The organism is Streptomyces sp. NBC_01439, assembly GCF_036227605.1.
Taxonomy (GTDB): Bacteria; Actinomycetota; Actinomycetes; order Streptomycetales; family Streptomycetaceae; genus Streptomyces.
In genome coordinates this window covers 5660852-5686049 of record NZ_CP109487.1, presented here as the reverse complement: position 1 = coordinate 5686049, position 25198 = coordinate 5660852, and the positions used below count along the sequence as shown (strand labels likewise).

Below are 25198 nucleotides of genomic sequence, written 5' to 3'. Positions count from 1 at the left end.
GGGCGCCGTCGTGCGGTGCGTCTTATGCGCAGGGCTCCGGCGCTGCCGGTTCCGGGTGGTGCCGTTCCAGGAATTCGAGCCGGTTGCCGACGGGGTCCTCGGAATAGAAGCGGCGGTGGCCCGGTAGGTCGTCGTCCCAGACCACCTCGGCCCCCCGCTCCTGCAGTCTGATCGCGTACGCCTCGATGTCGGTCACCCGTAGCCCCGGGTGGGCCTTGCGGGCGGGTCGGAAGTCTTCCTCCACGCCGAGGTGCAGCTGGACGGGCCCGGCGGCGAACCAGCACCCCCCACGGGCGGCGAGGACCGGCGGCTTGGGGATCTCGGTCATGCCGAGGACGTCCGTGTAGTACGCGCGGAGCCGGTCCTCCGAGTCCGGCGGCGCGGCGAGTTGCACGTGGTCGACTGCGGTCAACATGGTCATGCCTCCTTGCGGGCCACGGCGAAGATGCGGCGGAAGGGGAAGACGGTGCCGCGCGGGCCCGTCGGATAGGCCGCGCGCAGCCGGTCACGGTATTCGGTGAGGAAGGCGTCCACGGCGTCGCGGTCGTCGCCGAGGGCGGTGAGGACGGGCCGCAGGGCGGTGCCCTTGACCCAGTCGAGCACGGGGTCGGGGCCCTGGAGCAGTTGGTAGTAGGTGGTCTCCCAGATGTCGGCGGCGCAGCCGAGCTCGGTGAACCGAGCGAGGTATTCGGCGGGTTCGAGGAGATGGATGTAGCGGGCGCCGTGACCGGCGAGCCGGGCCCGCCAGCGCGGGGTGTCGCACTGCTGCGCGAGCAGGGCGTGGCTGGGGGCCGTGAAGTTGCCGGGGATCTGGAAGGCAAAGGTGCCGCCGGGGCGCAGGCCGTTGATCCAGGCGCCGAAGGAGCCGGGGTGGCCCGGGACCCACTGCAGGGCGGCGTTGGAGACGATCAGGTCGTAAGGCTCCTCGGGGAGCCAGCTGGCGAGGTCCCCGTGGCGGAAGTCGAGGTCGCCGCCGCCGGGGGTGGGCCCGGCGTGCTCCGCGGTGGCCAGGTGGAGCATCTCCGGGGAGAGGTCGAAGCCGGTGATGCGGGCCTCGGGCCAGCGCTCGGCGAGGAGGGTGGTGACGTTGCCGGGGCCGCAGCCGAGGTCGGCGATGCGGGCGGGGCGCTGGGGGAGCTCGGGTATGCGGGTGAGCAGGTCGAGGAAGGGCCGTGTGCGGTGGCCCGAGTGCCGGAGGTACTGCTGGGGGTCCCAGGTGGGGGCGGAGGGCGCGGTGGACGTGGGGGTCCCGGCGCGCGCGGTATCGGAATACATGTTCGAGCCTCCCTGCTGGCGGGGCGATCGGAAGCGGAATCCGTTCCGGCCCCCTCCATGCCCCATGCTCGCTCCATTTATATCTCGATGTCAAGATACTCGTGATCGAGATGCTCGACATGAAGAGACTTCACATCGACAGACCCCTTACACTGATCGGCATGGAGGACGAGGTCGACCGACTGGTGGCGGCATGGCGGCGGGAGCGCCCTGACCTCGACGTGGAACCGCTCGAGGTGCTGAGCCGCGTCAGCAGGCTCGCGCGCCATCTCGACCGGGCCCGCAGGCTGGCCTTCTCCGAGCACGGCCTGGAGCCCTGGGAGTTCGACGTCCTGACGTCGCTGCGCCGCGCCGGCGCGCCCTACCAGCTCTCCCCCGGCCAGCTGTTGACCCAGACCCTGGTCACTTCCGGCACCATGACCAACCGCATCGACCGGCTGGCCAAGAAGGGCCTCGTCGAACGCCTCCCGGACCCCAGCGACCGCCGGGGGGTCCTGGTGCGGCTCACCCCCGAGGGCCGGGACCGCGCCGACCAGGCCCTCGCCGGGCTGCTGGCCCAGGAACGGGCGATCCTGGCCCAGCTCTCGCAGGGTCAGCGCGGCAACCTCGCCGGGCTGCTACGCCAGTTGACCGCTCCGTTCGACAACATCCCCGGCTAGGTCGGCCGGCCGGACGCCGGCCCGTCGGGCCAGTGCCACGGCGGCCAGCGTGGAGTGCACCCCGAGCTTGCCCAGCACGTTCTGCATGTGGGTGCGGACCGTGTGCGGGGACAGGAACAACCGCGCCGCCACGTCCTTGCGGCCCAGCCCCGCCACCATGCAGCGCAGCACCTCGTGTTCCCGCGGGGTCAGCGATTCCACCAGCCGCTCGCTGTCCGTACGGTGCTTGCGCGCCGCGGTCAGTTCCCGGAGCACCCCGGTGAGCAGTGCGGGGGGCAGATGGGTCTCCTCGCGAAGGACCCCGCGGATCACGGCCAGCAGCCGGGAGAGCGAACAGTCCTTCGCCACCCAGCCGGAGGCTCCCGCCTGGAGCGCGAGGGCGGCCCGGCGGGGGTCGTCGCGCTCGGCGAGCACGACGGTGCGGACCCCGGGGTGGGACACCCGCACCCCTGCGACCAGCGCGATCCCGTCCGAGGCGGGCGGCATCGGTGGCCCGGAGCCGGACTCCCGCTGGGCGGGCACGGCCCCCGGGACCGCGCCGAGATCGGCGTCGACCAGCAGGACGTCGAAGCGGCGGCCCTCGGCCGCCGCCCGTTCGAGGCAGCGCAGCGCGGCGGGGCCGCTGCCGGCCGCGGACACGTCCACGTCCGGCTCGGCCGCGAGCGCGGCTGCGAGCGATTCGGCGAAGATGCGGTGATCGTCGACGACGAGAACCCGGATACGAACCACAAAACCCCCAAGGGTAGGGGAACGGACGACGGCGGGTACGGCGCCCGGACCGGGTGATCCGCAGCTGCCCCGGCCGCCGCCGTGACATATCTGCACTACCCCGGACCGGACGACGTACCCGACTTGTCTCGACCCCTGAATCAACACCGGCCCCCACCGGTGTCACGCATCAGCGTAGGGCCGGGGGCGTCCGACGGTTGGCCGAATAGCAGAAGTTTTCCCGGGGATTTTCCGGCGCGGGCGTTCCGAACCACCTCCATGATGGCTGGAAATCAACCGTGCCGAAGGTCTTGATGACGGCCTCGGTACGGGCGTGTGCCGCGGGCAGTTGCACGGGGGGTATTTCACCCGGCGTGTGCACGCCGGGCGCCCGCGCACAGCGCTCGTCCGCAGCGCGCACCCGACACGCACACGCCCCCCGCACCGATCGGGGTGCGGGGGGCGCACAGGACCAGGGGAGGTCCGGACGGATACCGGAGCTCCGGGAGGTCAGGGGGTTGAGGAGGTTCAGGAGGTGTGCGTACGCGCGAAGTTCCACGCGTCCGTGATGATCCCCGTGAGGTCCGAGCGGCTCGGGGTCCAGCCGAGGCGCTCGTGGGCCGTGCGCGCGGAGGCGACGAGCATCGCCGGGTCGCCGGCCCGGCGCGGGGCGACCACCTCGGGGATCTCCCGGCCGGTGACCTTGCGGACGGTCTCGACGACCTCGCGGACCGAGAACCCGTTGCCGTTGCCCAGGTTGCAGATCAGGTGCTCCCCGCCGGTGGCGGCCCGCAGGGCGGCCAGGTGGGCCTCCGCGAGGTCGGCGACGTGGATGTAGTCGCGCACGCAGGTGCCGTCCGGGGTCGGGTAGTCCTCGCCGAACACCGAGATCGACTCCCGCTCGCCCAGGGCGACCTGGAGGACCAGCGGGATCAGGTGCGTCTCGGGGGTGTGGCGCTCACCGAACTGCCCGTAGGCGCCGGCCACGTTGAAGTAGCGCAGCGACACCGCGGCCAGGCCGTGCGCCACGCACTCCCCCGCGATCATGTGGTCGACGGCCAGCTTCGAGGCACCGTACGGATTGGTCGGTGCGGTCACCGAGGCCTCCGTCAGCAGGCCCTCCGTCGGCTCCCCGTAGGTGGCGGCGGTGGAGGAGAACACCAGCTTGCGCACGCCCGCCCCGCGCATCGCGGCCAGCAGGGCCAGCGTCCCGCCGACGTTGTTCTCCCAGTACTTGCCCGGGTTCACCACGGACTCGCCGACCTGCGAGGAGGCCGCGAAGTGCAGCACCGCCTCGAAGGAGCCGTCCACGTACCGGGCCGCGTCCTGGATGCGGCCCTCGATGAAGGTGGCGCCCTCCGGGACCCCCGCGCGGAAGCCCGTGCTCAGGTCGTCGAGGACGGTGACCTCGTGGCCGGCCTCCAGAAGGTGGGCCGCGACCACGCTGCCGACGTATCCGGCGCCACCGGTTACCAGGTACTTGCTCACTCGCCTACTGCCTCTCGCGCGGGAGCACGCGCGGGTACGTGCGCGTGCTTGGACACTGGCTTACCCGATTCCGCGCCCACGGGGAAATCGGGGGCCGGCCCCGCCCCGGCCCGTGCGTCAGCCGCGCGCGGCGGCGGACGGCGGCGTGGGCAGCGCCCGGTCCAGCAGACCGGTGCGGGCGGCCAGCGCGGCCGCCTCCAGCCTGGATCCCACACCCAGCTTCATCAGCACCCGCTGCACGTGCGTACGGGCGGTGCTCGGGGCGATCTCCATGCCCGCGGCGATCAGCCGGGTGTCCTCGCCCTCGGCGACCCGGACGAGCACCTCCACCTCGCGCGGGGTGAGCAGCCGCAGCAGCCGGCTCCCCTCGTCGTCGGGCTGGGCGGCGGGGTTCAGGAGCTCGGCGAAGGCCCCCTGCAACAGTTGCGGGGCGATCGCCACCTCCCCCGCCCTGGCCTTGGCCAGCGCCCGCTCCACGCCCTCGATGCGCTCGTCCTGCCGTACGTACCCCGAGGCGCCGGCGGCAAAGGCGGCCGCGATCCCGCGCGGGCTGGGCACCGGGCCGAGCACGACCACGGCGATCTGCGGGCGCTCCCGCTTGATGCGGACGACGGGCTCGAAGACCCCGGGCTCGGCGGGGGTGGCGGTGCCGAGCAGGCAGACCTCCGGAGCGCGGCTGATGACCAGCTCGGCGGCGCCCGCCGTCGGCGCCGCGGCTGCCAGTACCCGGTGCCCGCGCAGCTTCAGGGCAGAGGCGAGCGCCTCGGCCAGCAGCCGGTGCTCGTCGACCACGACGACCCGTACGCCCATTGAGGAAGCACCCCCCACCCTTCTGACCCGGCAAGCTACACGCTTGTTCGACGGTGCGAGGGGGATACCGCGCAGAAGCCCCCGATCGGTGCGGACCGTTCGGGGGCTTCCGGCGCTGTCGTGCGGGATCGGCGCGGCCCGGTCAGCTCGCGCTGTAGGAGGCGAAGAGGTAGTCCTGGTCGGCGCTCTCCCCCCACGGCTTGGAGGCGATCGTGCGCGAGATGAAGAACTTGCCGTTGCGGAAGCGGTACTCGGAGTGGTCGAACGAGAAGCTGGTCTCGATTCGGTGGTTCGCCTTGTCCTCCGGGTTCACCATGAGGACGGTCTCCTTCATCGTCCTGCCGTCGATGCTGACGATCTGACCGCCCTTGTCGTACGGGGGGAACTTGTAGGCGATGATGTTCGACCCGTCCATGCGCAGCGGGGACATCGTGAACCGCTCGCCCGCGTCGGCACGGTCGGTGGTCTGCTTGCCGGTCTCCAGGTCGAAGGAGAGCAGTTCGTTGGTACGGCCGCCGGAGACCTGGCCCTGGTGCTCGTACGACGGCAGGTAGAGCTTGCCGTTGCCGACCACCATGTTCGAGCACTCCTCGACCTCGGATCCGCACTTGGCGCCGAAGTCTCCGGAGGCGAGCGGGATGCGGGCCTTCAGCTCGCCCTTGGGGTCGAGGACGAAGAGGTCGCTGACGCCCGCGCCGTTCTTCGCGGTCTTGCCGACGTTGGCGGCCACGATCAGGGGCTTGGTGGCGACGATGTTCGCGTCCTCGATGCCCTGGGAGAGCTTGTACGAGGCCGTGGGCGCGCCGGTGGTCGGGTCGAGGAGCTGCCCGTACAGCGTGTAGTTGGGGCTCTGGCCGCACTTGCGGATGGCGGCGAGGGCCTCGCCGCCGCCGTAGCCGACGTCGCGGCAGCCTTCTGCGTCGACCTTGGGCAGCCACAGGGACTTGCCGTCGGTGAGGCTCCAGGCGGCGCCGCCCCCGGAGACGCCGGCCGCGGCGACCGTCTTGCCGCTGAGGGTGACGGCGGAGAACGCGACGGGCCTGTCGCCGCCGGTGGCGCTCTTGGCGTTGCCGGACCAGACGAGCTTGCCGCTCTCCAGGTCGATGACACCGACCTCGGAACACGGGACGGCCCTGTTCTCGGGCGTCGGCTGGGTGGGCTTGAAGATGACGGCGGTCTTGTTCTCGCTGACGTGCTTGGTCGCGCCGCAGACTTCGCCGGGGAAGGGCAGCTCCCACTTCTTGCCGCCGTCGACGAGGTTGTAGCCGACGACCTTCGCCAGATCGGTCTTGACGTAGGTGGAGTCGGTCAGCCAGGAGCCGGCGACGGAGGCGACGTCGGTCGGGACCGGGCTCGGCAGGTTGAGCAGCGGCTTCGACTTCGGGTTGCCGGGCACCTTCTCGGTGCCGGGCACGTAGTCCTGGGGCTTGTCGTTGCCCGGGGAGGCGCTCGGGTTGCCGTCGGCCTCGTTGCCGCCGCCGTCGCCGGAGGTGTACCAGAGGCCGCCGCCGACGATGAGGGCGATGGCCAGGACGGCCGCGCCGACGATCGTCAGCTGGGTGCGCTTGGCGTTGCCGGCGGCCGGGGCCGGGGGGTGCGGGGCGGGCACGGGGGCGCCGGGGGCCCCGTAGGGCGACGGGGTGCCGGGCTGCTGCGGGTAGCCGTAGCCGGGCCCGGTCTCCGGGTAGCCGTAGCCGGGTCCGGTCTGCGGGTACCCGTACGCGGCCGGCGGTTGCTGCTGCGGGGGCCCGGCCTGCGGCGCGGCCGGGCCGGACGGCGGCACGGGCGCGCCGAAGCCGCCGGACGGCGGCTGGCTGGGGGGCGGCGGGATGCTCATCGGTTGCTGTTTGCCTTTCGGTGGGCGGCTGCTCGGACGCGTTCTCACTTACCGAAGGCCATCAGGAGCTTCTCCTCCGTGTCCTGGGCCAACAGTCGGTACGTGGAGATGAAGAAACGCCCGTCCACGTAGTCGACCTTCGGGGAAAAGAAAGTGCTCTCGACCGGGGCGGAGGGGCCCGACGGGTGGCGCAGGAGCGTGGTCGGGGTGCCACCGGCGGCCGGGATCGAGAGGACCTCACCGCCCTGGTCCATCTCGGCCTTCCGGTAGGCGATCAGCTGCCCGTTCGCAGCTTTGAGCGGGACGATGGTGCGTGCTTTGCCCGCCGGGACGCGCCACTTGGCCTTGCCGGTGGTCAGGTCGAAGGCGACGATCTCGTTGGCCTCGCCGAGGTCGACCGTGGTGGGCAGGTAAAGGGTGCCCGCGTCGGCGACGGCGGTGGCGCAGCCCTGCAGGGTGTCGTCGTGGGCAGAGCTGCAATGGATCGAGAACTTGCCCTCGGCGGAGAGCGTGGCGCGCTTCTGGCCGTCGGGGCCGAGGACGACGATGGGCCGCTCGTTCGTGGACTCGTCCTCGATGTGGAGGACGATCGGGTCGAGGGAGTAGACCCGGTTGACCCTCCAGCCCTTGGGCAGGCGGTGGGTCCAGTTCTTCTTGCCGGTGACCGGGTCGGCGTCCTGGATCTCGACGGTCGCGTCGGCGTCGAAGCAGGTGGCGATGCCGAGCAGCTTGCCGCTGCCGGCGGCGTAGCGGCCGGGTATGCAACCCTCGGCCGGGCTGGCGAAGAGCTGGTCGCCGGTGCTGACCCGGAAGGCGGTGGCGCGGGTGAGCCGGTTGACCGTGACGGTGTCCCCGGTCAGGGCCAGTTCGGCGTCGAGGAACACGTCGAAGGTGCTCTCCTTGGACACTTGCTTCGACCAGCCCGCCTTGCCCGCCTTGAGGTCGATCATTTGGATCTGGTTGCAGTCGGCGTCGTCCGAGTCGCCGTTGCGGTACATGAAGACGGCCTTGCCGTCGTCGGTGGTCTTGCCGTTCGTCGTACCGCAGATCTGGCCAGGGAAGTTGATCGTCCACTTCTCCTTGCCGTCGGCGACCGCGTAGCCGGTGATCGTCTTGCCGACGGGCTTGGCGATGGTGTCGCCGAAGATCCAGTGGCCCTTGCTGAACACCCCGGCGCCGGGGCCGTTGACCTTGATGGTCTTGAGCCAGAGGACCTTGTCCTCGCCCTGCTTGCGGCCGGCGTTGAAGTCCGCCTTCAGGTCTTCGTGGTCACCCTTGCCGTCGCCCTTGTCCACCGAAGGAGAACCGGAGGGCTCAGCGTCGGCGGGCTGCTGTGCGACCGGCTCCGGGTCCCCGTCGTCGCCGGAGAAGGCCGCGTAGCCGACGCCCCCGAGGACCAGCGCGGCGGCCACCGCAGCGGCGACCAGCACGATCGGCTTGTTCTTCTTCGACGACGCCGGGCCCGAACCGGAACCGGGGCCGCCCGGGCCCGCCGGCCGCTGCTGCGCCACGGTCGGCGGCTGCGGCGGGTACGCGGGCTGCTGCGCGTACGGGTTCTCGCCCTGCGGCGGGAACCCGTACCCCTGCTGCGGCGGACCGGGCAGGTGCCCGTAACCGGAAGGCGCCGGCGGCTGGTTCGGCGGCTGGGGCAGCTCGGTCATCAGCGCACGCTTTCGGCATCGGGAAGGTCGGGGAGAATGACCTTTCTATCACTGACAGCGCCCATACATCGGGCCGGTCCACCCCCTGTTCCCAAGGGAGGACCGGCCCGTGACGCCGCCGTTATCCGGCCAGTTGCCCCCGAAGTCCGTCGAAATCCAAGCCTCCTCGGCCGTCTCGCCCCGGCGCGTCGCCAAATCCTCGCGGTCCGGACGGAGTTCGCGGAGCCCTGCGCGGGCCCGGGCTCGTGCTCACTTGCCGAAGACCATCAGGAGCTTCTCGTCCTGGCCCTGGGCCCGCAGGTGGGTGGAGGAGATGAAGAACCGTCCGTCCACGTAGTCCAGCTCCGGGAGGGTGAAGGTCCTCTCGATCGGGGCCGCGGCGCCCGAGGGGTGGCGCAGGAGGGCGGTCGGGGTGCCGCCGGCGGCCGGGATGGACAGGACCTCGCCGCCCTGCTCCTCCTCGGCCTTCCGGTAGGCGATCAGCTGCCCGTTCACGGCCTTGAGCGGAGTGAGCGTGCGCTTGTCCCCGGCCGGGACCCGCCACTTGTCCTTGCCGGTGGCCAGGTCGAAGGCGACGATCTCGTTGGCCTTGCCGGTCCCCGCCGCGGTGGGCAGGTAGAGGGTGTTCGCGTCGACGACGGCCGAGGGGCAGGTCGCCAGCGACCGGAAGAGGCCGGTGTCGCCGCAGCCGACGGCGAAGCTGCCCTCGCCGGCGAGGGTGGCGGTCTGCTTCCCGTCGGGCCCCAGGACCACGATGGAGCGCTGCTTCGTCTGCTCGTTGCCGATGTCGATGACGGTCGGGTTCACCGAGTAGATGCTGGTGACCTTGAACTTCGCGGGGAGCCGGTAGGCCCAGCCCTTCGCGCCGGTGACGGGGTCGATGCCGTGGACCTCTGCGGTGGAGTCCTCGTCCGAGCAGGTGGCGAGGGCGATCATCTTTCCGTTGCCGGCCTCGTAGGAGTCCGGGTTGCAGCCGTCGCCCAGGGGGTTCGCGAAGAGCTTGTCACCGTTGCTGATCTTGAAGGCGCTGGCGGTGCCTCCGCGGCTGACGGTGACGGTGTCCCCGGTCATGGACAGGGTGGGGCTGGTGAAGATGTCGAAGACCCCCTCGCTGGGCACCTGCTTCGACCAGACCTCCTTGCCCGTCTTGAGGTCGACCACGCGCAGCTGGTTGCAGGAGGTGTTCTCCCCCTCGCCGTCGCGGTACATGACGAGGGTCCTGCCCTCGGCCGTGGTCTGCGGGGCGACGGAGCAGATCTGTGCGGGGAAGGGGAGTGTCCACTTCTCCTTGCCGTCGGTGACCGAGTAGCCGGTGAGGTTCCTCCAGAGGCTCTTGACCACGGTGTCGCCGATGACCCACTGGCCGGCGGCGTCGACGCCCATGCCGGGGCCGTCGATCTTGGTGGTCTTGAGCCAGAGGGCCTTGTCCTCGCCCTGCTTGCGGCCGGCGTTGAGGTCCGTCTGCGGACCGGCGCCGCCGTCCCCGTTGCCGTCGCCCTTGTCCACCGGAGGGGTGCTGGAGGGCTTGGCGTCGGCGGGCTGCTGTGCGACCGGCTCCGGATCCCCGTCGCCGCCGGAGAAGGCCACGTAACCGACGCCCCCGAGGGCCAGGACGGTCGCCGCGGCGGCGGCGACCAGCACGATCAGCTTGTTCTTCTTCGCCGATGCAGCACCCGGACCGGGGCCGCCCTGGCCGGCCGAACCGCCCGGACCGGCCGGCCACTGCTGCGGCACGGTCGGCGGCTGCGGCGGGTACCCGGGCTGCTGCGCGTACGGGTTCTCACCCTGCGGCGGGAACCCGTACCCCTGCTGCGGCGGACCGGGCAGGTGCCCGTAACCGGAAGGCGTCGACGGCTGGTTCGGCAGCTGGTTCGGCGGCTGGGGCAGCTCGGTCATCAGCGCACGCTTTCGGCATCAGGAGGGCGGGGAGGATGACCTTTCTATCACCGACCCGCCCCGGCTCCGCTCAGGCCTCCTCGGCCAGTTCCAACCAGCGCATCTCCAAATCGTCGCGGTCCGAGAGGAGTTCGCGCAGCTCCGCGTCGAGCTTGGCCACCTTGTCGTAGTCGGTGGAGTTCTCGGCGATCTGGGCGTGCAGGTTGCCCTCGCGGTCGGACAGCTTGTTCAGCTGCCGCTCGATCTTCTGGAGCTCCTTCTTCGCGGCGCGCGAATCGCCCGACGCGGTGGACTTCGCCGCGGCGGCCGGTGCGGGCGCCGGTGCGGCCGCCTCGATCATCCGCTGCCGGCGCTCCAGGTACTCGTCCAGACCGCGCGGCAGCATCCGCAGGCTCGCGTCGCCGAGCAGCGCCATCACCGTGTCGGTGGTCCGCTCGATGAAGAAGCGGTCGTGGGAGATCACGATCATCGAGCCGGGCCAGCCGTCGAGGAGGTCCTCCAGCTGGGTCAGGGTCTCGATGTCGAGGTCGTTGGTGGGCTCGTCGAGGAAGAGGACGTTGGGCTCGTCCATCAGCAGGCGCAGGATCTGCAGGCGGCGGCGCTCACCGCCGGAGAGGTCGCCGACCGGCGTCCACTGCTTCTCCTTGGTGAAGCCGAACTGTTCGCACAGCTGGCCCGCCGTCATCTCGCGGCCCTTGCCGAGGTCGACGCGGTCGCGCACGCGCTGGACGGCTTCCAGGACGCGCAGGGACGGGTCGAGTTCGCCGACCTCCTGGGAGAGGTAGGCCAGCTTGACGGTCTTGCCGACGATGATCTTTCCGGCGGCGGGCTGGACCTCGCCCTGGGTGCGGGCGGCCTCGGCGAGGGCGCGCAGCAGGGAGGTCTTGCCGGCACCGTTGACGCCGACGAGGCCGACGCGGTCGCCGGGGCCCAGGTGCCAGGTGAGGTGCTTGAGGAGTTCCTTCGGGCCGGCGTGGACGCTGACGCCTTCCAGGTCGAAGACCGTCTTGCCGAGCCGGGCGTTGGCGAAGCGCATCAGTTCAGACTTGTCGCGCGGCGGCGGCACGTCTGCGATGAGCTCGTTGGCGGCCTCGATGCGGTAGCGCGGCTTGGAGGTGCGGGCGGGAGCGCCGCGGCGCAGCCAGGCCAGCTCCTTGCGCATCAGGTTCTGGCGCTTGGCCTCTTCGGTGGCGGAGATGCGATCGCGCTCGGCCCGGGCGAAGACGTAGTCGCTGTAGCCGCCCTCGTACTCGAAGACCTCGCCGCGCTGGACGTCCCACATGCGGGTGCAGACCTGGTCGAGGAACCAGCGGTCGTGGGTGACGCAGACGAGCGCGGAGCGGCGCTCCTGGAGGTGCTTGGCCAGCCAGGAAATGCCTTCGACGTCGAGGTGGTTGGTGGGCTCGTCGAGGACCAGGAGGTCCTGGTCGGCGATGAGCAGCTGGGCGAGGGCGATCCGGCGGCGCTCGCCACCGGAGAGCGGGCCGATGACGGTGTCGAGGCCCTGGCCGAAGCCGGGCAGGTCGAGGCCGCCGAAGAGCCCGGTGAGGACGTCGCGGATCTTGGCGTTGCCGGCCCACTCGTGGTCGGCCATGTCGCCGATGATCTCGTGACGGATGGTCGCCGCGGGGTCGAGGGAGTCGTGCTGGGTGAGGATGCCCATCCGCAGGCCGCCGGACTGGGTGACCCGACCGGTGTCGGGCTCCTCCAGCTTGGCGAGCATGCGGATGAGGGTGGTCTTGCCGTCGCCGTTGCGGCCGACCACGCCGATCCGATCCCCCTCGGACACGCCGAGGGAGATGCCGTCCAGCAGGGTACGTGTGCCGTACACCTTGCTGACTGCCTCGACATTGACCAGATTGACGGCCATCAGACGCGCTCCAGGGAAAGGGTGTGGATCAGCCCCTCAGCCTAACCCTCCGGGCCGGGGCAGACCGTTCCACGAGGTACCAGCCGCCCAGCGCCATCGCGATCGCGGCGGGCGCGGTGACGGGCAGGGCGATCAGCGTGGCGCTGTGTCCGTCGAGCAGGCCGCCGAGGCCGGTCATGGACAGGCCCAGGATGCCGAGCAGGCACAGGGTGATCCCGAGGGCGGCGACGGGGCCGCCCGTGCGCCGGGCGGGCGCCGGGGCGCTGGGCCGGGGCGACTCGAAGCGGCGGAACAGCGCGACGAGTGCGCCCGTGACCACGGCCGCGGCCAGGATCCGTACCGGCACCTGTGCCCACCAGGCGGCCGTCGCGGGGGTCGGCAGGTCGAGGCCGAGGGCGAGCTGGGCCGCGTACACGCCGAGCATGGCGGTCAGGTGCCACAGGAAGGCGGTCATGGCGAGGCCGTTGGCCGCGACCACCCCGCGCCAGACGCGCGGGCGGCGCAGCCACGCGGCGGCGGGCCCGGCCGCCAGCTGGACGGCGCCGACGAGCCACAGGCCGTGGCAGAGCAGGGCGAGGGTGGGCGGGGCCATGTTGGAGACCTTCTCGCCGGGCATCCCGACCATGGACAGCGGGTACGGGCCGTACGCCACCAGCAGGGCGGCCGAGGCCAGTCCCGCGACGGCGAGGACGGCGGGCCTGCGGATGCGGCCGTCGGCGCGCAGGAAGCCGAGCTGGTGGACGGCGAGCCAGACGAGGGCGAAGTTCAGGAACTCCACGTAGGGGACGCCGAGCGCGAAGCGCAGTACGTCGACCAGTGCGGCCGCCCCGGCCAGCGCGGCGAAGGCGGCCCAGCCGTGGCGCTCGTGCAGCTTCAGCAGCGGCGGGGTGAAGGCGACCATGGCGAGGTAGATCCCGATGAACCACAGCGGCTGGGTGACGATCCGCAGCGCGGCCCCGGTCAGCGTTCCGCCGCCGTGGCCGGCGAGCTGTACGGCGAGCGCGGCCGCGGCCCACACCATGACGAAGACGAGGGTGGGGCGCAGCAGCCGCTGGAGCCGGGCCCGCAGGAAGGCGGCGTAGACGGGCCCGTCGGTGCGGCGGGCCAGGGAACGGTAGGACAGGGCGTGCGAGAACCCGCCGACGAAGAAGAAGACGGGCATGATCTGCAGCCCCCAGGTGAGCACCTGGAGGGCGGGTACGAGGGCGAGCAGGTTCCCTATGCCGTCGACGCTGACGGCGGCCATCAGCCAGTGCCCGGCGATGACGGTGCCGAGCGAGGCGACGCGCAGCAGGTCGACGTACCGGTCGCGGTCGGCGGGGGTGGCCTCGGCCATGGCGCGTGTGCTGGCTGTCATGGGGCCACGGTGTCCCCCGCCGGGTGTCTCCCGACAGGGTGCGGATACTCAACTCCGGCCTAGGTACTGCTACCGGGGCTCCGCCCGCGTACCCCGCGCCTCAATCGCCGGCGGGGCTGGGATTTCAGCCTCGCCAGGGGGCACCTCCCAGCGGTAGCTGGGGGAGTTTGAGGCGCGGGGTCTGGGGCGGAGCCCCAGCAGCCGGCCCGCAGGGTCAGGACGGCAGGACCGTGGCACCCGGGGCGGGGCTGGACGCCACGCGAGTGGCCCGGCAGGTGCCGGAGGCTTCGAGCGCGGCAGCGACCTTGGCGGCGGCTTCCTCGTCCGCGACGAGGAACGCCGTCGTCGGACCCGAGCCGGAGACCAGCGCGGCGAGCGCGCCACCGTCCGTGCCCGCGGCCAGCGTCCGCGCGAGCTGGGGGCGCAGGGAGAGCGCGGCCGGCTGGAGGTCATTGGCGAGCGCCGCGCCCAGCGCGTCCGGATCGCCCGAAGCCAGGGCCGCCAGCAGCGCCGGGAAAGCTTCCGGTTCGGGAATCCGCGTGCCCGCGGCCTCGGCGAGGCGGTCGAACTCGCGGAAGACCGCCGGGGTGGACAGCCCGCCGTCGGCCACCGCGAAGACCCAGTGGAACGTCCCCGCCCCGACCGGCGTGAGCAGCTCACCGCGGCCGGTGCCGAGCGCGGCCCCGCCGACGAGGCTGAAGGGGACGTCGCTGCCGAGCTCCGCGCAGATGTCGAGGAGTTCGGCGCGCGGGGTGTTCAGGCCCCACAGGGCGTCGCAGGCCAGCAGGGCCGCCGCGCCGTCCGCGCTGCCGCCCGCCATGCCGCCCGCGACCGGGATGTTCTTCGCGATGTGCAGGTGGACGGCGGGTTCGATGCCGGCCCGGGTGGCGAGGACCTCGGCGGCGCGCGCCGCGAGGTTGGTGCGGTCCAGGGGCACCTGGTCGGCGTCGGGGCCGGTGCAGGTGATGGTCAGGGCGTCGGCCGGGGCGGCGGTGACCTCGTCGTACAGGGACACGGCGAGGAAGACGTTGGCCAGGTCGTGGAAGCCGTCGGGGCGGGCCGCGCCCACCGCCAGCTGGACGTTGACCTTCGCGGGGACCCGTACGGTCACGGGCGTCCGGTGCGCGCTCACAGGGCCGGCCTCTCCGCCGCGGGCTTGTGCTCGGCGATCGCCGCGAACTCCTCGACCGTCAGGGACTCCCCGCGGGCCTGCGGCGAGATGCCGGCGGCGACCAGCGCGGCCTCCGCGCCCGCCGCCGAGCCGGCCCAGCCGGCCAGCGCGGCGCGCAGCGTCTTGCGGCGCTGGGCGAAGGCGGCGTCGACGACCGCGAAGACCTCGGCCTTGGTGGCGGTGGTCTTGATCGGCTCGGTGCGGCGCACCAGCGAGACGAGACCGGAGTCGACGTTCGGGGCGGGCCAGAAGACCTTGCGGCCGATGGCGCCGGCTCGCTTGACGTGTGCGTACCAGTTGGCCTTGACGGAGGGCACCCCGTAGACCTTGTTGCCCGGTTCCGCGGCCAGCCGGTCGGCGACCTCGGACTGCACCATCACCAGCGTGCGCTCGATGGTCGGGAAGCGGTCGAGCATGGTGAGCAGGACGGGCACGGCCACGTTGTACGGCAGGTTCGCGACGAGCGCGGTCGGCGCCGGGCCGGGCAGTTCGGTCACCAGCATCGCGTCGGAGTGGACCAGTGCGAAGCGGTCCTTCTTCGCGGGCATCCGGGCCTCGATGGTGGCGGGCAGCGCCGCGGCCAGGATGTCGTCGATCTCGACGGCGACGACCCGGTCCGCGGCCTCCAGCAGCGCGAGCGTCAGCGAGCCGAGCCCCGGGCCGACCTCGACGACCACGTCGTCGGGGCGGACCTCGGCGGTGCGCACGATCCGGCGGACCGTGTTGGCGTCGATGACGAAGTTCTGCCCCTTCTGCTTCGTCGGGCGTACGCCGAGGGCGGCGGCCAGCTCCCTGATGTCGGCCGGGCCGAGGAGGGCGTCGGGCGCGGCGGGGGAGGTGTTCTCGGTGTTCTCGGGCTGCTGCTCTGCGGTGCTCACCGGTAAAGCGTACGGCCGCAGTGCGGCCACGGACTCGCCCCCCGCTGCACGTAGAGCTTCTTCGCCCGGTACGTCTGTTCCGCGCCCGGGGCGTCCTGCGGGCGTCCGCTGCCGCCGAGGGCCTGCCAGGTGCGGACGTCGAACTGGTACAGCCCGCCGTAGGTCCCGGAGGCATCGGTGGCGGAGGGGCGGCCGCCGGACTCGCACTGGGCGAGGGCCGCCCAGTTGAGGCCGTCGGCGCCGGCGACGGAGCCCGGCAGCGCCTTGGTGCCGATCTTGACGAGCTGGGTGACGGGTTCGCGGACGACCTCGTCGGCGATGGGCCGCGGCGTCTGCCGGACCCCGTTGACGGTGCGCAGGCTGTACGTGACCCGGCGCGCGCCGGGGCGGCCGACACGCTCGACGACCTCGGTGCCGGCGAACAGCTCGGGGTCCTTGACCTTCTCGGTCTCGTACGGGATCCGCTCCTCGCGGACCTCGCGGGTGCCGGTGACGCGCAGCACGGTGACGATCTGGCCGTCGCGCGGGAAGTCGGTGGGCGGTACGGAGGTGGTGTCCTGGTCCTGGAGGGTGATGCCCGCCTGGTCGAGGGCCTCCCGGACGGTGGCGGCGTTGGTGCGGATGGTGCGTTCGCGGCCGTCGGCCATGAAGGTGACGCTGCGTTCGGTGCGGACGCTGAGGGCCAGCCCGGCGCGCGGGACGGGGGCGGTGCGGGGGGCGGAGAGGTGGGCGCCCTCCGCACGGATGCCGAACTGGTGCAGGGCGCCCTCGACGGTGCGGGCGGTGGTCCACACCTGGCGCTGCTGTCCGTCGAGGGTCAGGTGCAGGGGGCGGCCGTAGCGGACGACGACCTCCTCGCCGTCGTCGAGGGGTTCGCCGGGGGCGGGGGCGACGAGGTCGTGGGGGCCGACGCCGAGGCCTTCGGCGGCGAGCAGTTCGCCGATGTCGTCGGCGAAGGTGTGGCGGGTGCGCAGGACGCCGTCCACGGTGAGCCGTACGGACTTGTCGGCGGCGACGAACGCCGTGGTGCCGCCCGCGAGGAAGGCGACGACGAGGGCCTGCGGCACGATCCGCCGCCAGTTCCCGCCGAGGGTCTCGACGGGTGTGCTGCGGCCCCGGGCCCGGCGGCGGCCCGGCGCCCCGGAGGCGGGGGCGGGGGCGGGGGCCGCGGTCACGGGGGCAGCGGCCCGGCGGCGGCCCGGGCCGGGCAGGGCGGGCGCCGCGGCCAGGGTGTCGGCCTCCGCCAGCTCGGCCGGTGACATGGCGGGCCGGCGACGGTGCCCGCCGCGCGGGGTCGGGACCGGGGTGACCGGGGCCTGGGTCGAGGTCCAGGCCTGGGTCGAGGTCCAGGCCGGGGGCTCCGGGTCCCACGCGGCGGGCCCGGGACCTCCCGCACCGGCCGGCCAGGCCGGGGGCTGGGTCAAGGGCTGGGCCTCGTACGCCTCGGGGACGGGACCGCCATGGCGGTGACTGCCCTGCGTATCGCTCACGACGCTCGCTCCACTGGTGATCCGGCACCCTCCGGTGCGGGGCACGGCACCCTAGCGGAGGAGTCGTCACGCTCCAAAGCGAAACGATTACTCAGTGTGTCGGAGCAGGTGGGTCGTCCGTGGCGGTCAGTAGTCGAAGGCGCGCGCCGTGTTGACCGCCAGCGCCGTGGCCATCGCGTCTTCGTCGATGCCGCGGACCGCGGCCATCGCCCGGACCGTCAGCGGAATGAGGTACGGCGCGTTGGGCCGTCCGCGGTACGGCGCAGGGGTGAGGTAGGGCGCGTCCGTCTCGACGAGCACCAGCTCCAGCGGGGCCACGGCCAGGGCCTCGCGCAGCGGCGCGGCGTTCTTGAAGGTGACGGTCCCGGCGAAGGACATGTAGTACCCCGCGGCAGCGCACTCGCGGGCCATATCGGCGTCCCCGGAGTAGCAGTGGAAGACGGTGCGCTCGGGGGCGCCCTCCTCGCGCAGGATGCGCAGCACGTCCGCGTGGGCGTCCCGGTCGTGGATGACGAGCGCCTTGCCCTGCCGCTTGGCGATCTCGATGTGTGCGCGGAAGGAGCGCTCCTGCGCGGCCATGCCCTCGGGTCCGGTGCGGAAGTGGTCGAGGCCGGTCTCGCCGACCGCCTTGACGTGGTCGAGGGCCGCCAGTGCCTCGATCTCGGCGAGCGCCCCGTCCAGGGCGGCTTCGCCGCCGCCGGCCCGGGCCCCCTGGCGCGACCAACCGTCGGGATCCCCCAGCACGATCCGCGGCGCTTCGTTCGGGTGGAGGGCGACGGCCGCGTGCACGTTCTCGTACGCGGCCGCGGTCTCGGCGGCCCACCGGGAGCCCTTCACGTCGCAGCCCACCTGCACGACCGTGGTCACGCCCACCGAAGCGGCCTTCGCGAGGCCCTCCTCGACGGTCCCCGACTGCATGTCGAGGTGGGTGTGCGAGTCCGCCACCGCCACCCGGAGGGGTTCGGGCAGCGGCGGCGGTGCGTCCTTGGGCTGCGTCTTCTCCACGCGTGTGCTCATACGGCCGATCTTATGACCGGCGGAAGAACCCCTTCAGTCGGGAGAGCAGGCCCCGGCGCTCCCCGGCCGGGCCGGCGACCACCGGCCCCGGGGAGGCGTGCGACCGGGCGGACCTGCGCGGCTTCGGCGTCCGGGGGACGTTCGCACCGGCCGGCACCGGTCCGGCGATCCCGGGGGCGATCTGGTGGTGGTAGATGTGGTCGATCATGCCGAGCACCGAGGAGACCTGCCCGGCCCGCATGATCCGTACGACGTGTCCGCCGCAGTTGAGGCAGGTCGGGTTGGACAGGGGGGAGGGCACCCGCTCGTCGTTGACCTTGTACATGATGAACGGCTCGCCCTTGCCGTCGACGTGGTGCTCGATCGCGTACGCCTGCTCCCAGCCGTACCCGCACCTCATGCACGCGAAGGAGTAGGCCTCGTGCACGGTGTGCACGTCGGAGCCGGTCACGGCGACGGGGACTGCGGCGGGGACGGGTACCGGGACGGGTACCGGGGTGTCTGCGATCTCACTCATGCCAGCTCCTCTTGTTCCACTGGTGCCATTGCCAGTGGACGCCTCTGGAGGCGGGAGCGCATCAGGCCCTGTCTACTGTTGGACCGTCTTTGGGCGACTCATGTCAAAAACGCCCGGTGCACGGTCTGAGCTTTGCTTTTCAGGCCAGCTCTTTACCGACCGGCGGTACCTTTTGTGCCGCGTTCTTTGCCGCGACCACCGCGTCGAACACCTCGCGCTTGGGTACGCCGGCCTCGGCCGCGACCGCCGCGATGGCCTCCTTGCGCCGCTCACCGGCCTCCTCGCGCACCCGCACCCGGCGCACCAGCTCCTCGTCGTCCAGGTCTGCGGGTGCGGCGGCCGGGGCGCCCTCGACCACGACGGTGATCTCCCCGCGCACCCCCTCGGCGGCCCAGGCCGCGAGCTCGCCGAGCCCGCCGCGCTTGACCTCCTCGTAGGTCTTCGTCAGCTCGCGGCAGACGGCGGCCCGCCGGTCGGCCCCGAAGACCTCGGCCATCGCGGCCAGGGTGTCGTCGAGCCGGTGCGGCGCCTCGAAGTAGACGAGCGTGCGCCGCTCGCCCTCGACCTCGCGCAGCCGGCCCAGGCGCTCCCCCGCCTTGCGCGGCAGGAACCCCTCGAAGCAGAACCGGTCCACCGGCAGCCCGGACATGGCGAGCGCGGTGAGCACCGCGGACGGCCCGGGGACGGCGGTGACCTTGATGTCCTTCTCGACGGCGGCTGCCACCAGCCGGTAGCCGGGGTCGGAGACCGACGGCATGCCCGCGTCCGTGACCAGCAGCACGCGCGCGCCACCGGCCAGGGCCTCGACCAGCTCCGGGGTGCGCGCCGACTCGTTGCCCTCGAAGTACGACAGGACGCGCCCGGTGGTGTGCACGCCGAGCCCCTGGGTCAGCCGGCGCAGCCGCCGGGTGTCCTCGGCGGCAATCACGTCGGCCCGCTCCAACTCGGCCGCCAGACGCGGCGGGGCGTCCGAGAGATCGCCGATGGGGGTGCCGGCGAGCACGAGCGTGCCCGTCGGGCCTTCGGCCGGGGCGGCGGTCGAGGTGGGCTGGGTACCGCGGGGCTGGTCAGTCGTCACCCGCACATCCTCTCAGTCCCGTGCCCCGACGCCCCCCGCCACTGGTGGCGCACACAGATCTCTTCCCTACGATGTGCCGGTGACCAGTACCGCGACGCCACCGCCCAGCCCCGCGGGGGCCCCGCCCACCTCACCGGTGGGACGCGAGGACGAGCCACCCACCTGGCTGCGCCGGTTGGGCGGCTTCGGCTACGTGCCGCCCGCCGCTTCCGCGCGCTCGGACGTCCGCACCCGTCTGGTGCCCCCGTACGCCAGGCCGTCCAAGCAGCTGTGGATGACCTTCGGGCTGCCGCCCCAGGTGTGGGGAACCTGGCAGCTGATCGTCTCGTGGGTGGGGCCGCTGCTGGTGGCGCTGGTCGCGGGGGTGCTGCGGTTCGTGCACCTGGGCAGCCCGAAGGCGGTGATATTCGACGAGACGTACTACGCCAAGGACGCCTGGGCCACGATCCGGCAGGGCTACGAGGCGAGCTGGCCCAAGGACATCGACGCGTCGATCCTCGCCAACCCGAACGGGGTCGCGCTGCCGACCGACCCGGGCTACGTCGTGCACCCGCCCGTCGGCAAATGGGTGATCGGGGCCGGCGAGTGGATGTTCGGCTTCACTCCCTTCGGCTGGCGGTTCATGACCGCCGTGCTCGGCACCCTGTCGGTGCTGATGCTGTGCCGGATCGGGCGCCGCCTCTTCCGCTCGACCTTCCTGGGCTGCCTGGCGGGCGCGCTGCTCGCGGTGGACGGCCTGCACCTGGTGATGAGCCGCACCGCGCTGCTGGACCTGGTGCTGATGTTCTTCGTGCTCGCCGCTTTCGGGGCCCTGCTCATCGACCGCGACCGGGCCAGAGCCCGGCTCGCCGACGCGCTGCCGGTGGACGAGGAGGGCCGGACCCGGCCGGACACGAAGATCGCCGAGACGCTGCGGCTGGGCTGGCGGCCGTACCGGATCCTGGCCGGCGTCTGCCTGGGTCTGGCCGCGGGGACGAAGTGGAACGGCTTCGTCATCCTCGCTTTCTTCGGCGTCCTCACCGTGCTGTGGGACGCCGCCGCGCGCCGCACCGCGGGCGCGGGCGCCCCGTACGCCTCGATGCTGCGCCGGGACGCGCTGCCCGCCTTCGTCTCCACCGTCCCGGTCGCGGTCGTCACGTACCTGGCCTCCTGGTCGGGCTGGATCCTCAGCCCGGACAACGGCAAGGGCGGCTATCTGCGCGACTGGGCGGCCAAGTACGACCAGGGCAGTGCGCTGGGGTTCCTGCCGGAGTGGCTGCGCAGCCTGTGGCACTACGAGACCGAGGTCTACAAGTTTCACGTCGGCCTGACTTCGGGGCACACCTACGAGTCCAACCCGTGGAGCTGGCTGGTCCTGGGCCGGCCCGTCTCCTACTTCTACGAGTCGCCCGAACCGGGCACCGACGGCTGCCCGGCGACCGCGGCGGGCAAGTGCGCCCGCGAGGTCCTGGCACTGGGCACCCCGCTGCTGTGGTGGGCGGGCTGCTTCGCCCTGCTGTACGTGCTGTGGCGGTGGTTCTTCCGCCGTGACTGGCGGGCGGGCGCGATCGCGTGCGCGCTGGGCGCGGGGCTGCTGCCCTGGTTCAACTACCAGGAGCGGACGATCTTCTACTTCTACGCGGTGGTCTTCGTCCCGTACCTGTGTCTGGCGGTGGCGATGATGATCGGCGCCCTACTGGGCCCGGCCGGATCGAGCGAACGCCGGCGGGCACTGGGCGCGATCGGCGCGGGCGTACTGGTCCTGCTGATCGCGTGGAACTTCATCTACTTCTGGCCCATCTACACGGGCCAGACCCTGCCGATGGACTCCTGGCGCGGCCGCATGTGGCTGGACACCTGGGTCTAGCAGGCCCAAGCGACGGGCCCGGCACCTTCTGGTGCCGGGCCCGTCGTGGTCGTCGCCGGTGGTCGCCGGGTCGTCGTGGGCCGCCCCCGAACAGCCGGCACCCGTCCACTCCGGCGGCTCAATCACGCTGCGCTTTCACGTCGAAGGCGGTAGTGAGTAGAACCGTGAAAGACAGTTCCGAGGACGAGAGCAGTGCTCGCGGGGCAGGGTCCAGCCCGCGCTGGGTGGCCCTGGCCGGAATCGCCGGAACCCTCATCGGCGCACTGGGTGGAGTCGCCGGAAGCATCCTCGTCTACCAGCAGAACGAAGACACCCAGAAGCACGCCCGCGAGGAGAGGCGATCCGACATCCGCCGCAAGAGTTATGTCGATCTGGTAGCCGAGTTCCAAACCTGGGAGATCAAGGCGAACGGCGTTTCCAACATCATCGACGCGGCGATCGTGGAGAAGGACGACAAGATCAAGCTGGCGCACACCCAGGAGGCCCTCGACGAGTACAACAAAGGCTTCATCAGCGCTCACAGCAGGTCCCGGCAGACCGAAGTCGCGGTGATCCTCGTGGGCACCAAGGGCGCGGGGGACATCGCCCGGAAGCTGAGCACCGCCCGCGAGAAGGTTGCACTGCAGCTCTTCAACGCGTTCCAAGGGGACGAGCCGTACATCGGAGACAAGTACGTCGAGGCCATTCAGGAATGCGAGGATCTGATCGAAAAATTCCTTTCCAAGGTCAAACGGGAAGTAGTCGTCTGACCTGCCGCAGGGTGCGCGGCGGCGGCGTTACCGGGACGCCTCGCAGGCGGCGGAGGCGTCGTCCTTGCTCGCGCCGACCGCGACGAGGCTGGCGTCGCAGCTGGTCTGGTTGCCGATCGACCCCTGGTAGCAGGCCTCCGCGGCGCCGTCCGTGGCCTTCGGGGCGTGCTGGGCGACGTACTGCTCGCAGGCCTTGACGTCCGCGTGGGCGGACGGGGCGGCGATGACGGTGCCGCCGAGGGCGAGGGCCAGGCCTGCCAGGATGCTGGGGATACGAGCCGACGGACGCATGCGGATGCACCTGCTCTCTCGGTGGGTCGCGCGGTCCGCCGGCGCGCCGGACCGCGGGCGGGGGCGGCGGCGCGGAGCGGGCGCTCCGGGGGGGGCGACCGGCTCGGCGCATCGATCACCCCCGCCCTTCCGACGCTAGAACACCGCACCGGTGCACGCACGTTCGGGTCGGGCCGGGGTCAGCCCTCCGTCGTGCGCTCCTCGTCCCACGCGGGGGCCGTGGTCGTCCCGGCGGCCCAGTCCCGGCGCAGGATCGCGTACCCGACCGCGTCGTGGACCGTGCCGTCGGCCGAGGGCCAGCCCTCCCGGTAGTGCGCCTCCTGGACGTACCCGCACCGCCGGAAGGTGCGGCGCATCGCCGCGTTGTCCCGGCGCGTGGTGCCCTCGATCCGCCGGATCCGCGGGAGCGCGGTGAACAGGTGTTGCGTCAACCAGGTCAGCGCGTGGCCGCCGATCCCCCGCCCCCGGTACCGGGTGCGGATCCGCAGGTCGAAGACGGGCGTGCTGTCGCCCAGGTCCATCAGGCGGACCAGGCCGAGGGGCTCGCCGCCGCCGTCGATCTAGAACGACCCGGTCTCCGCGTTGTCGAAGCGGCCCTGCGCGGCCCATTGCCGGGCCTGCTCCGCGTCGACCCCCGGCGAGCCGTGGAAGGGCCACGTGTCCCCGGTGAGGAAGGCGACCAGGGCATCGGCGTCTGCATCGGCGTAACGCCGGTAGGTGAGGTCCACGGCGGCACTCTAGGGACGGCGACCGCCTGCGACCAGCGGATTACGTTCCGATGTTCCGGTCCGGTAACAACGGCATACTGAGTCGCTGCACAGAGTAAAGTCCGCACCAAGGGTTCTTTGAACATGTTCAGGAACCGTCGTCATGGGGGAAGGACTTCAAGTGAACGGGGCAGCGAAGGGTGCCGTCATCGGCGGGGTGTTCCTCGCCATGCTCGGCGGCGCCGGGTACGGGGTGTACACGTTGGTCGGGGACACCGGCGCGGACACGAAGGAAGGCAAGGACGGCGAGACCTCCGTCCAGGCCGAGAAGGGCAGCGGGCCGGTCAGCGAGAAGGACGCGGAGAAGACCGCCAAGGCCTTCCTGGCCGCGTGGGCCTCCGGGGACGAGCGGGTGGCCGCCGACCTGACGAACAACGCCGCGGCCGCGCAAGCCGCGGTCGGGGATTTCAAGACCAAGGCGTACGTGTCCAAGACCGTGATCACCCCCGGCACGCCGAACGGCACCACCGTGCCGTACAAGGTCGAGGCGGAGATCACGTACGAGGGCACGACCAAGCCGCTGGCCTACGACTCCCAGCTGACCGTGGTGCGCGGGCTGACCAGCGGAAAGCCTCTGGTCGACTGGCAGCCTTCGGTGATCCACCCACAGCTCCAGAAGGATGAGAAGCTGCGTGCGGGCACCCCGGCGAACCCGCCGGTCAAGGCGGTCGACCGCAACGGCAAGGAGCTGACGGTCGAGCAGTACCCCTCGCTGCGGCCCGTCCTGGACGCGCTGCGCAAGACGTACGGGGAGAAGACGGGCGGCACCCCCGGCGCCGAGGTGTGGATCGAGCCGGCCGCCCAGGACGCGCCGAAGCGGAGCCTGCTGACCCTCGTGGAGGGCAAGCCGGGGCAGATCCAGACCGTGCTCGACGCCGACGTGCAGGCCGCGGCGGAGAAGGCCGTGCAGAAGTTCCCCGAGGCCTCCGTGGTCGCCCTCAAGCCGAGCACGGGCGAGGTCCTGGCCGTGGCCGACCACCGCAAGGACGCCTACGACGCCTCCCTGCTCGGCATGCGGGCGCCCGGCTCCACGATGAAGATCGTCACCGGTGCGATGCTGATCGACCGGGGCCTGGTCGCGGCCGACAAGGTCGCCGAGTGTCCGCCGACCGTGCAGTGGGGTGGGCGCACCTTCCACAACCTGGGCGACTTCAAGCTGGACAACGCCACCTTCGCGACCAGCTTCGCGCAGTCCTGCAACACCGCCTTCATCAAGCAGATCAAGCCGGTGAACGACGACTCCGCCCTGTCCGACGAGGCCCGCGAGGTCTTCGGGATCGGTGAGGAGTGGAAGGCCGGCGTCCCCGTCTTCGACGGCAAGGTGCCGCAGGCCACGGGCGCCGCCGCGGCGGCCGCGTACATCGGTCAGGGCCAGATCCAGATGAGCCCGCTGAACGTCGCCTCGATCACGGCGACCGCCCGCACCGGGGTGTTCCGCCAGCCGGTGCTCGTCAAGGCCTCGGTGGACGGGCGCAAGCTGGCCACGGCCTCGCGGACGATGAAGCCGGGGGTGTCGGCCCAGCTGGTCAAGATGATGCGGCTGACGGCGACCAGCGGCACGGGCGCGAAGGCGATGGCCTCGGTCGGCGGCGACAAGGGCGCGAAGACCGGATCCGCGGAGGTCGACGGGGCGAGCAGCCCGGACAGCTGGTTCGCCGGCTTCAGCGACGACGTGGCCGCGGCGGCCATGGTCCAGGGCGGTGGCCACGGCAACGAGGCGGCGGGCCCGATCGTCGCCGAGGTGCTGAAGGCGGGCTGACCGGCCGGCGGCGACGCGACCGGCCGGGGCCGCAACGGTCGCGTCGCCGCACCGGACGGCGCTAACGTCGCGCC

At 72.1% G+C, this 25198-nt stretch carries 23 protein-coding genes; 4 read left to right on the top strand and 19 right to left on the bottom strand.

Annotation, left to right across the window (positions count from 1 at the left end; genetic code table 11):
* Positions 1-22 precede the first annotated feature (22 nt).
* Both OG207_RS25725 and OG207_RS25720 read right to left on the bottom strand, forming a co-directional pair.
* A complete protein-coding gene (locus OG207_RS25725; RefSeq protein WP_329101257.1) occupies positions 23-415 on the bottom strand; it encodes a VOC family protein in 393 nt (130 codons plus the stop codon).
* A gap of 2 nt (positions 416-417) precedes the next feature.
* Complete coding sequence (locus OG207_RS25720; RefSeq protein WP_329101255.1) at positions 418-1275, bottom strand: trans-aconitate 2-methyltransferase; 858 nt, start codon at positions 1273-1275, stop codon at positions 418-420.
* A gap of 161 nt (positions 1276-1436) precedes the next feature.
* On the opposite strand from OG207_RS25720, the gene OG207_RS25715 reads away from it, so the two are divergent.
* Positions 1437-1934, top strand: coding sequence for a MarR family winged helix-turn-helix transcriptional regulator (locus OG207_RS25715; protein WP_329101254.1), 498 nt, complete (start codon positions 1437-1439; stop codon positions 1932-1934).
* Here OG207_RS25715 and OG207_RS25710 read toward each other — a convergent pair.
* The 14 genes from OG207_RS25710 to rsmI form a co-directional block, all read right to left on the bottom strand.
* Positions 1893-2663, bottom strand: coding sequence for a response regulator transcription factor (locus OG207_RS25710; RefSeq protein ID WP_329101251.1), 771 nt, complete (start codon positions 2661-2663; stop codon positions 1893-1895). The genes OG207_RS25715 and OG207_RS25710 overlap by 42 nt on opposite strands.
* A 507-nt stretch (positions 2664-3170) precedes the next feature.
* Positions 3171-4130 carry a UDP-glucose 4-epimerase GalE gene (galE, locus tag OG207_RS25705; protein WP_329101249.1) on the bottom strand — a complete coding sequence of 320 codons (960 nt, stop codon included), beginning with the start codon at positions 4128-4130 and terminating at the stop codon, positions 3171-3173.
* 117 nt (positions 4131-4247) lie between these two features.
* The gene (locus OG207_RS25700) at positions 4248-4940 is read right to left on the bottom strand and encodes a response regulator transcription factor (RefSeq protein ID WP_329101247.1); all 693 of its coding nucleotides are present in this window, start codon (positions 4938-4940) and stop codon (positions 4248-4250) included.
* A gap of 142 nt (positions 4941-5082) precedes the next feature.
* Complete coding sequence (locus OG207_RS25695; protein ID WP_329101244.1) at positions 5083-6777, bottom strand: outer membrane protein assembly factor BamB family protein; 1695 nt, start codon at positions 6775-6777, stop codon at positions 5083-5085.
* 44 nt (positions 6778-6821) lie between these two features.
* Entirely contained in the window at positions 6822-8438 is a 1617-nt protein-coding gene (locus OG207_RS25690; RefSeq protein WP_329101242.1) for an outer membrane protein assembly factor BamB family protein, read from the bottom strand.
* Between the two features lie 249 nt (positions 8439-8687).
* Positions 8688-10334 carry an outer membrane protein assembly factor BamB family protein gene (locus OG207_RS25685; RefSeq protein WP_329101240.1) on the bottom strand — a complete coding sequence of 549 codons (1647 nt, stop codon included), beginning with the start codon at positions 10332-10334 and terminating at the stop codon, positions 8688-8690.
* A 70-nt stretch (positions 10335-10404) separates the two neighbouring features.
* The gene (locus OG207_RS25680; RefSeq protein ID WP_329101238.1) at positions 10405-12204 is read right to left on the bottom strand and encodes an ABC-F family ATP-binding cassette domain-containing protein; all 1800 of its coding nucleotides are present in this window, start codon (positions 12202-12204) and stop codon (positions 10405-10407) included.
* A gap of 28 nt (positions 12205-12232) precedes the next feature.
* Entirely contained in the window at positions 12233-13561 is a 1329-nt protein-coding gene (locus tag OG207_RS25675) for an acyltransferase family protein (protein WP_329101236.1), read from the bottom strand.
* A gap of 214 nt (positions 13562-13775) precedes the next feature.
* Entirely contained in the window at positions 13776-14693 is a 918-nt protein-coding gene (locus OG207_RS25670; protein WP_329101233.1) for a 4-(cytidine 5'-diphospho)-2-C-methyl-D-erythritol kinase, read from the bottom strand.
* Positions 14690-15610, bottom strand: a complete 921-nt coding sequence (rsmA, locus tag OG207_RS25665) for a 16S rRNA (adenine(1518)-N(6)/adenine(1519)-N(6))-dimethyltransferase RsmA (RefSeq protein ID WP_329101231.1) — start codon at positions 15608-15610, stop codon at positions 14690-14692. The genes OG207_RS25670 and rsmA overlap by 4 nt, the downstream gene beginning before the upstream one ends.
* Positions 15607-16872, bottom strand: coding sequence for a ubiquitin-like domain-containing protein (locus tag OG207_RS25660; RefSeq protein WP_329107870.1), 1266 nt, complete (start codon positions 16870-16872; stop codon positions 15607-15609). The genes rsmA and OG207_RS25660 overlap by 4 nt, the downstream gene beginning before the upstream one ends.
* Positions 16873-17226: 354 nt before the next feature.
* On the bottom strand, positions 17227-18117 hold the full coding sequence (locus OG207_RS25655) for a TatD family hydrolase (protein ID WP_329101229.1): 891 nt from the start codon (positions 18115-18117) through the stop codon (positions 17227-17229).
* Positions 18118-18127: 10 nt separating this feature from the next.
* Positions 18128-18634: a hypothetical protein gene (locus tag OG207_RS25650; protein ID WP_443072734.1), complete on the bottom strand. Its 507-nt coding sequence runs from the start codon at positions 18632-18634 to the stop codon at positions 18128-18130.
* A gap of 139 nt (positions 18635-18773) precedes the next feature.
* On the bottom strand, positions 18774-19637 hold the full coding sequence (gene rsmI, locus OG207_RS25645; RefSeq protein ID WP_329107866.1) for a 16S rRNA (cytidine(1402)-2'-O)-methyltransferase: 864 nt from the start codon (positions 19635-19637) through the stop codon (positions 18774-18776).
* A gap of 154 nt (positions 19638-19791) precedes the next feature.
* On the opposite strand from rsmI, the gene OG207_RS25640 reads away from it, so the two are divergent.
* Positions 19792-21558, top strand: a complete 1767-nt coding sequence (locus tag OG207_RS25640) for a dolichyl-phosphate-mannose--protein mannosyltransferase (RefSeq protein ID WP_329101227.1) — start codon at positions 19792-19794, stop codon at positions 21556-21558.
* A gap of 164 nt (positions 21559-21722) precedes the next feature.
* Positions 21723-22307, top strand: a complete 585-nt coding sequence (locus OG207_RS25635; protein WP_329101226.1) for a hypothetical protein — start codon at positions 21723-21725, stop codon at positions 22305-22307.
* Between the two features lie 27 nt (positions 22308-22334).
* Here OG207_RS25635 and OG207_RS25630 read toward each other — a convergent pair whose 3' ends face one another.
* The 3 genes from OG207_RS25630 to OG207_RS25620 form a co-directional block, all read right to left on the bottom strand.
* A complete protein-coding gene (locus tag OG207_RS25630) occupies positions 22335-22598 on the bottom strand; it encodes a hypothetical protein (RefSeq protein ID WP_329101224.1) in 264 nt (87 codons plus the stop codon).
* Between the two features lie 179 nt (positions 22599-22777).
* Complete coding sequence (locus OG207_RS25625; protein WP_329107864.1) at positions 22778-23158, bottom strand: GNAT family N-acetyltransferase; 381 nt, start codon at positions 23156-23158, stop codon at positions 22778-22780.
* On the bottom strand, positions 23159-23326 hold the full coding sequence (locus tag OG207_RS25620) for a hypothetical protein (RefSeq protein ID WP_329101222.1): 168 nt from the start codon (positions 23324-23326) through the stop codon (positions 23159-23161). It lies immediately after the preceding gene.
* 160 nt (positions 23327-23486) lie between these two features.
* Here OG207_RS25620 and OG207_RS25615 point away from each other — a divergent pair, with 160 nt between their 5' ends.
* Positions 23487-25124, top strand: a complete 1638-nt coding sequence (locus OG207_RS25615; protein WP_329101220.1) for a penicillin-binding transpeptidase domain-containing protein — start codon at positions 23487-23489, stop codon at positions 25122-25124.
* Positions 25125-25198 lie beyond the last annotated feature (74 nt).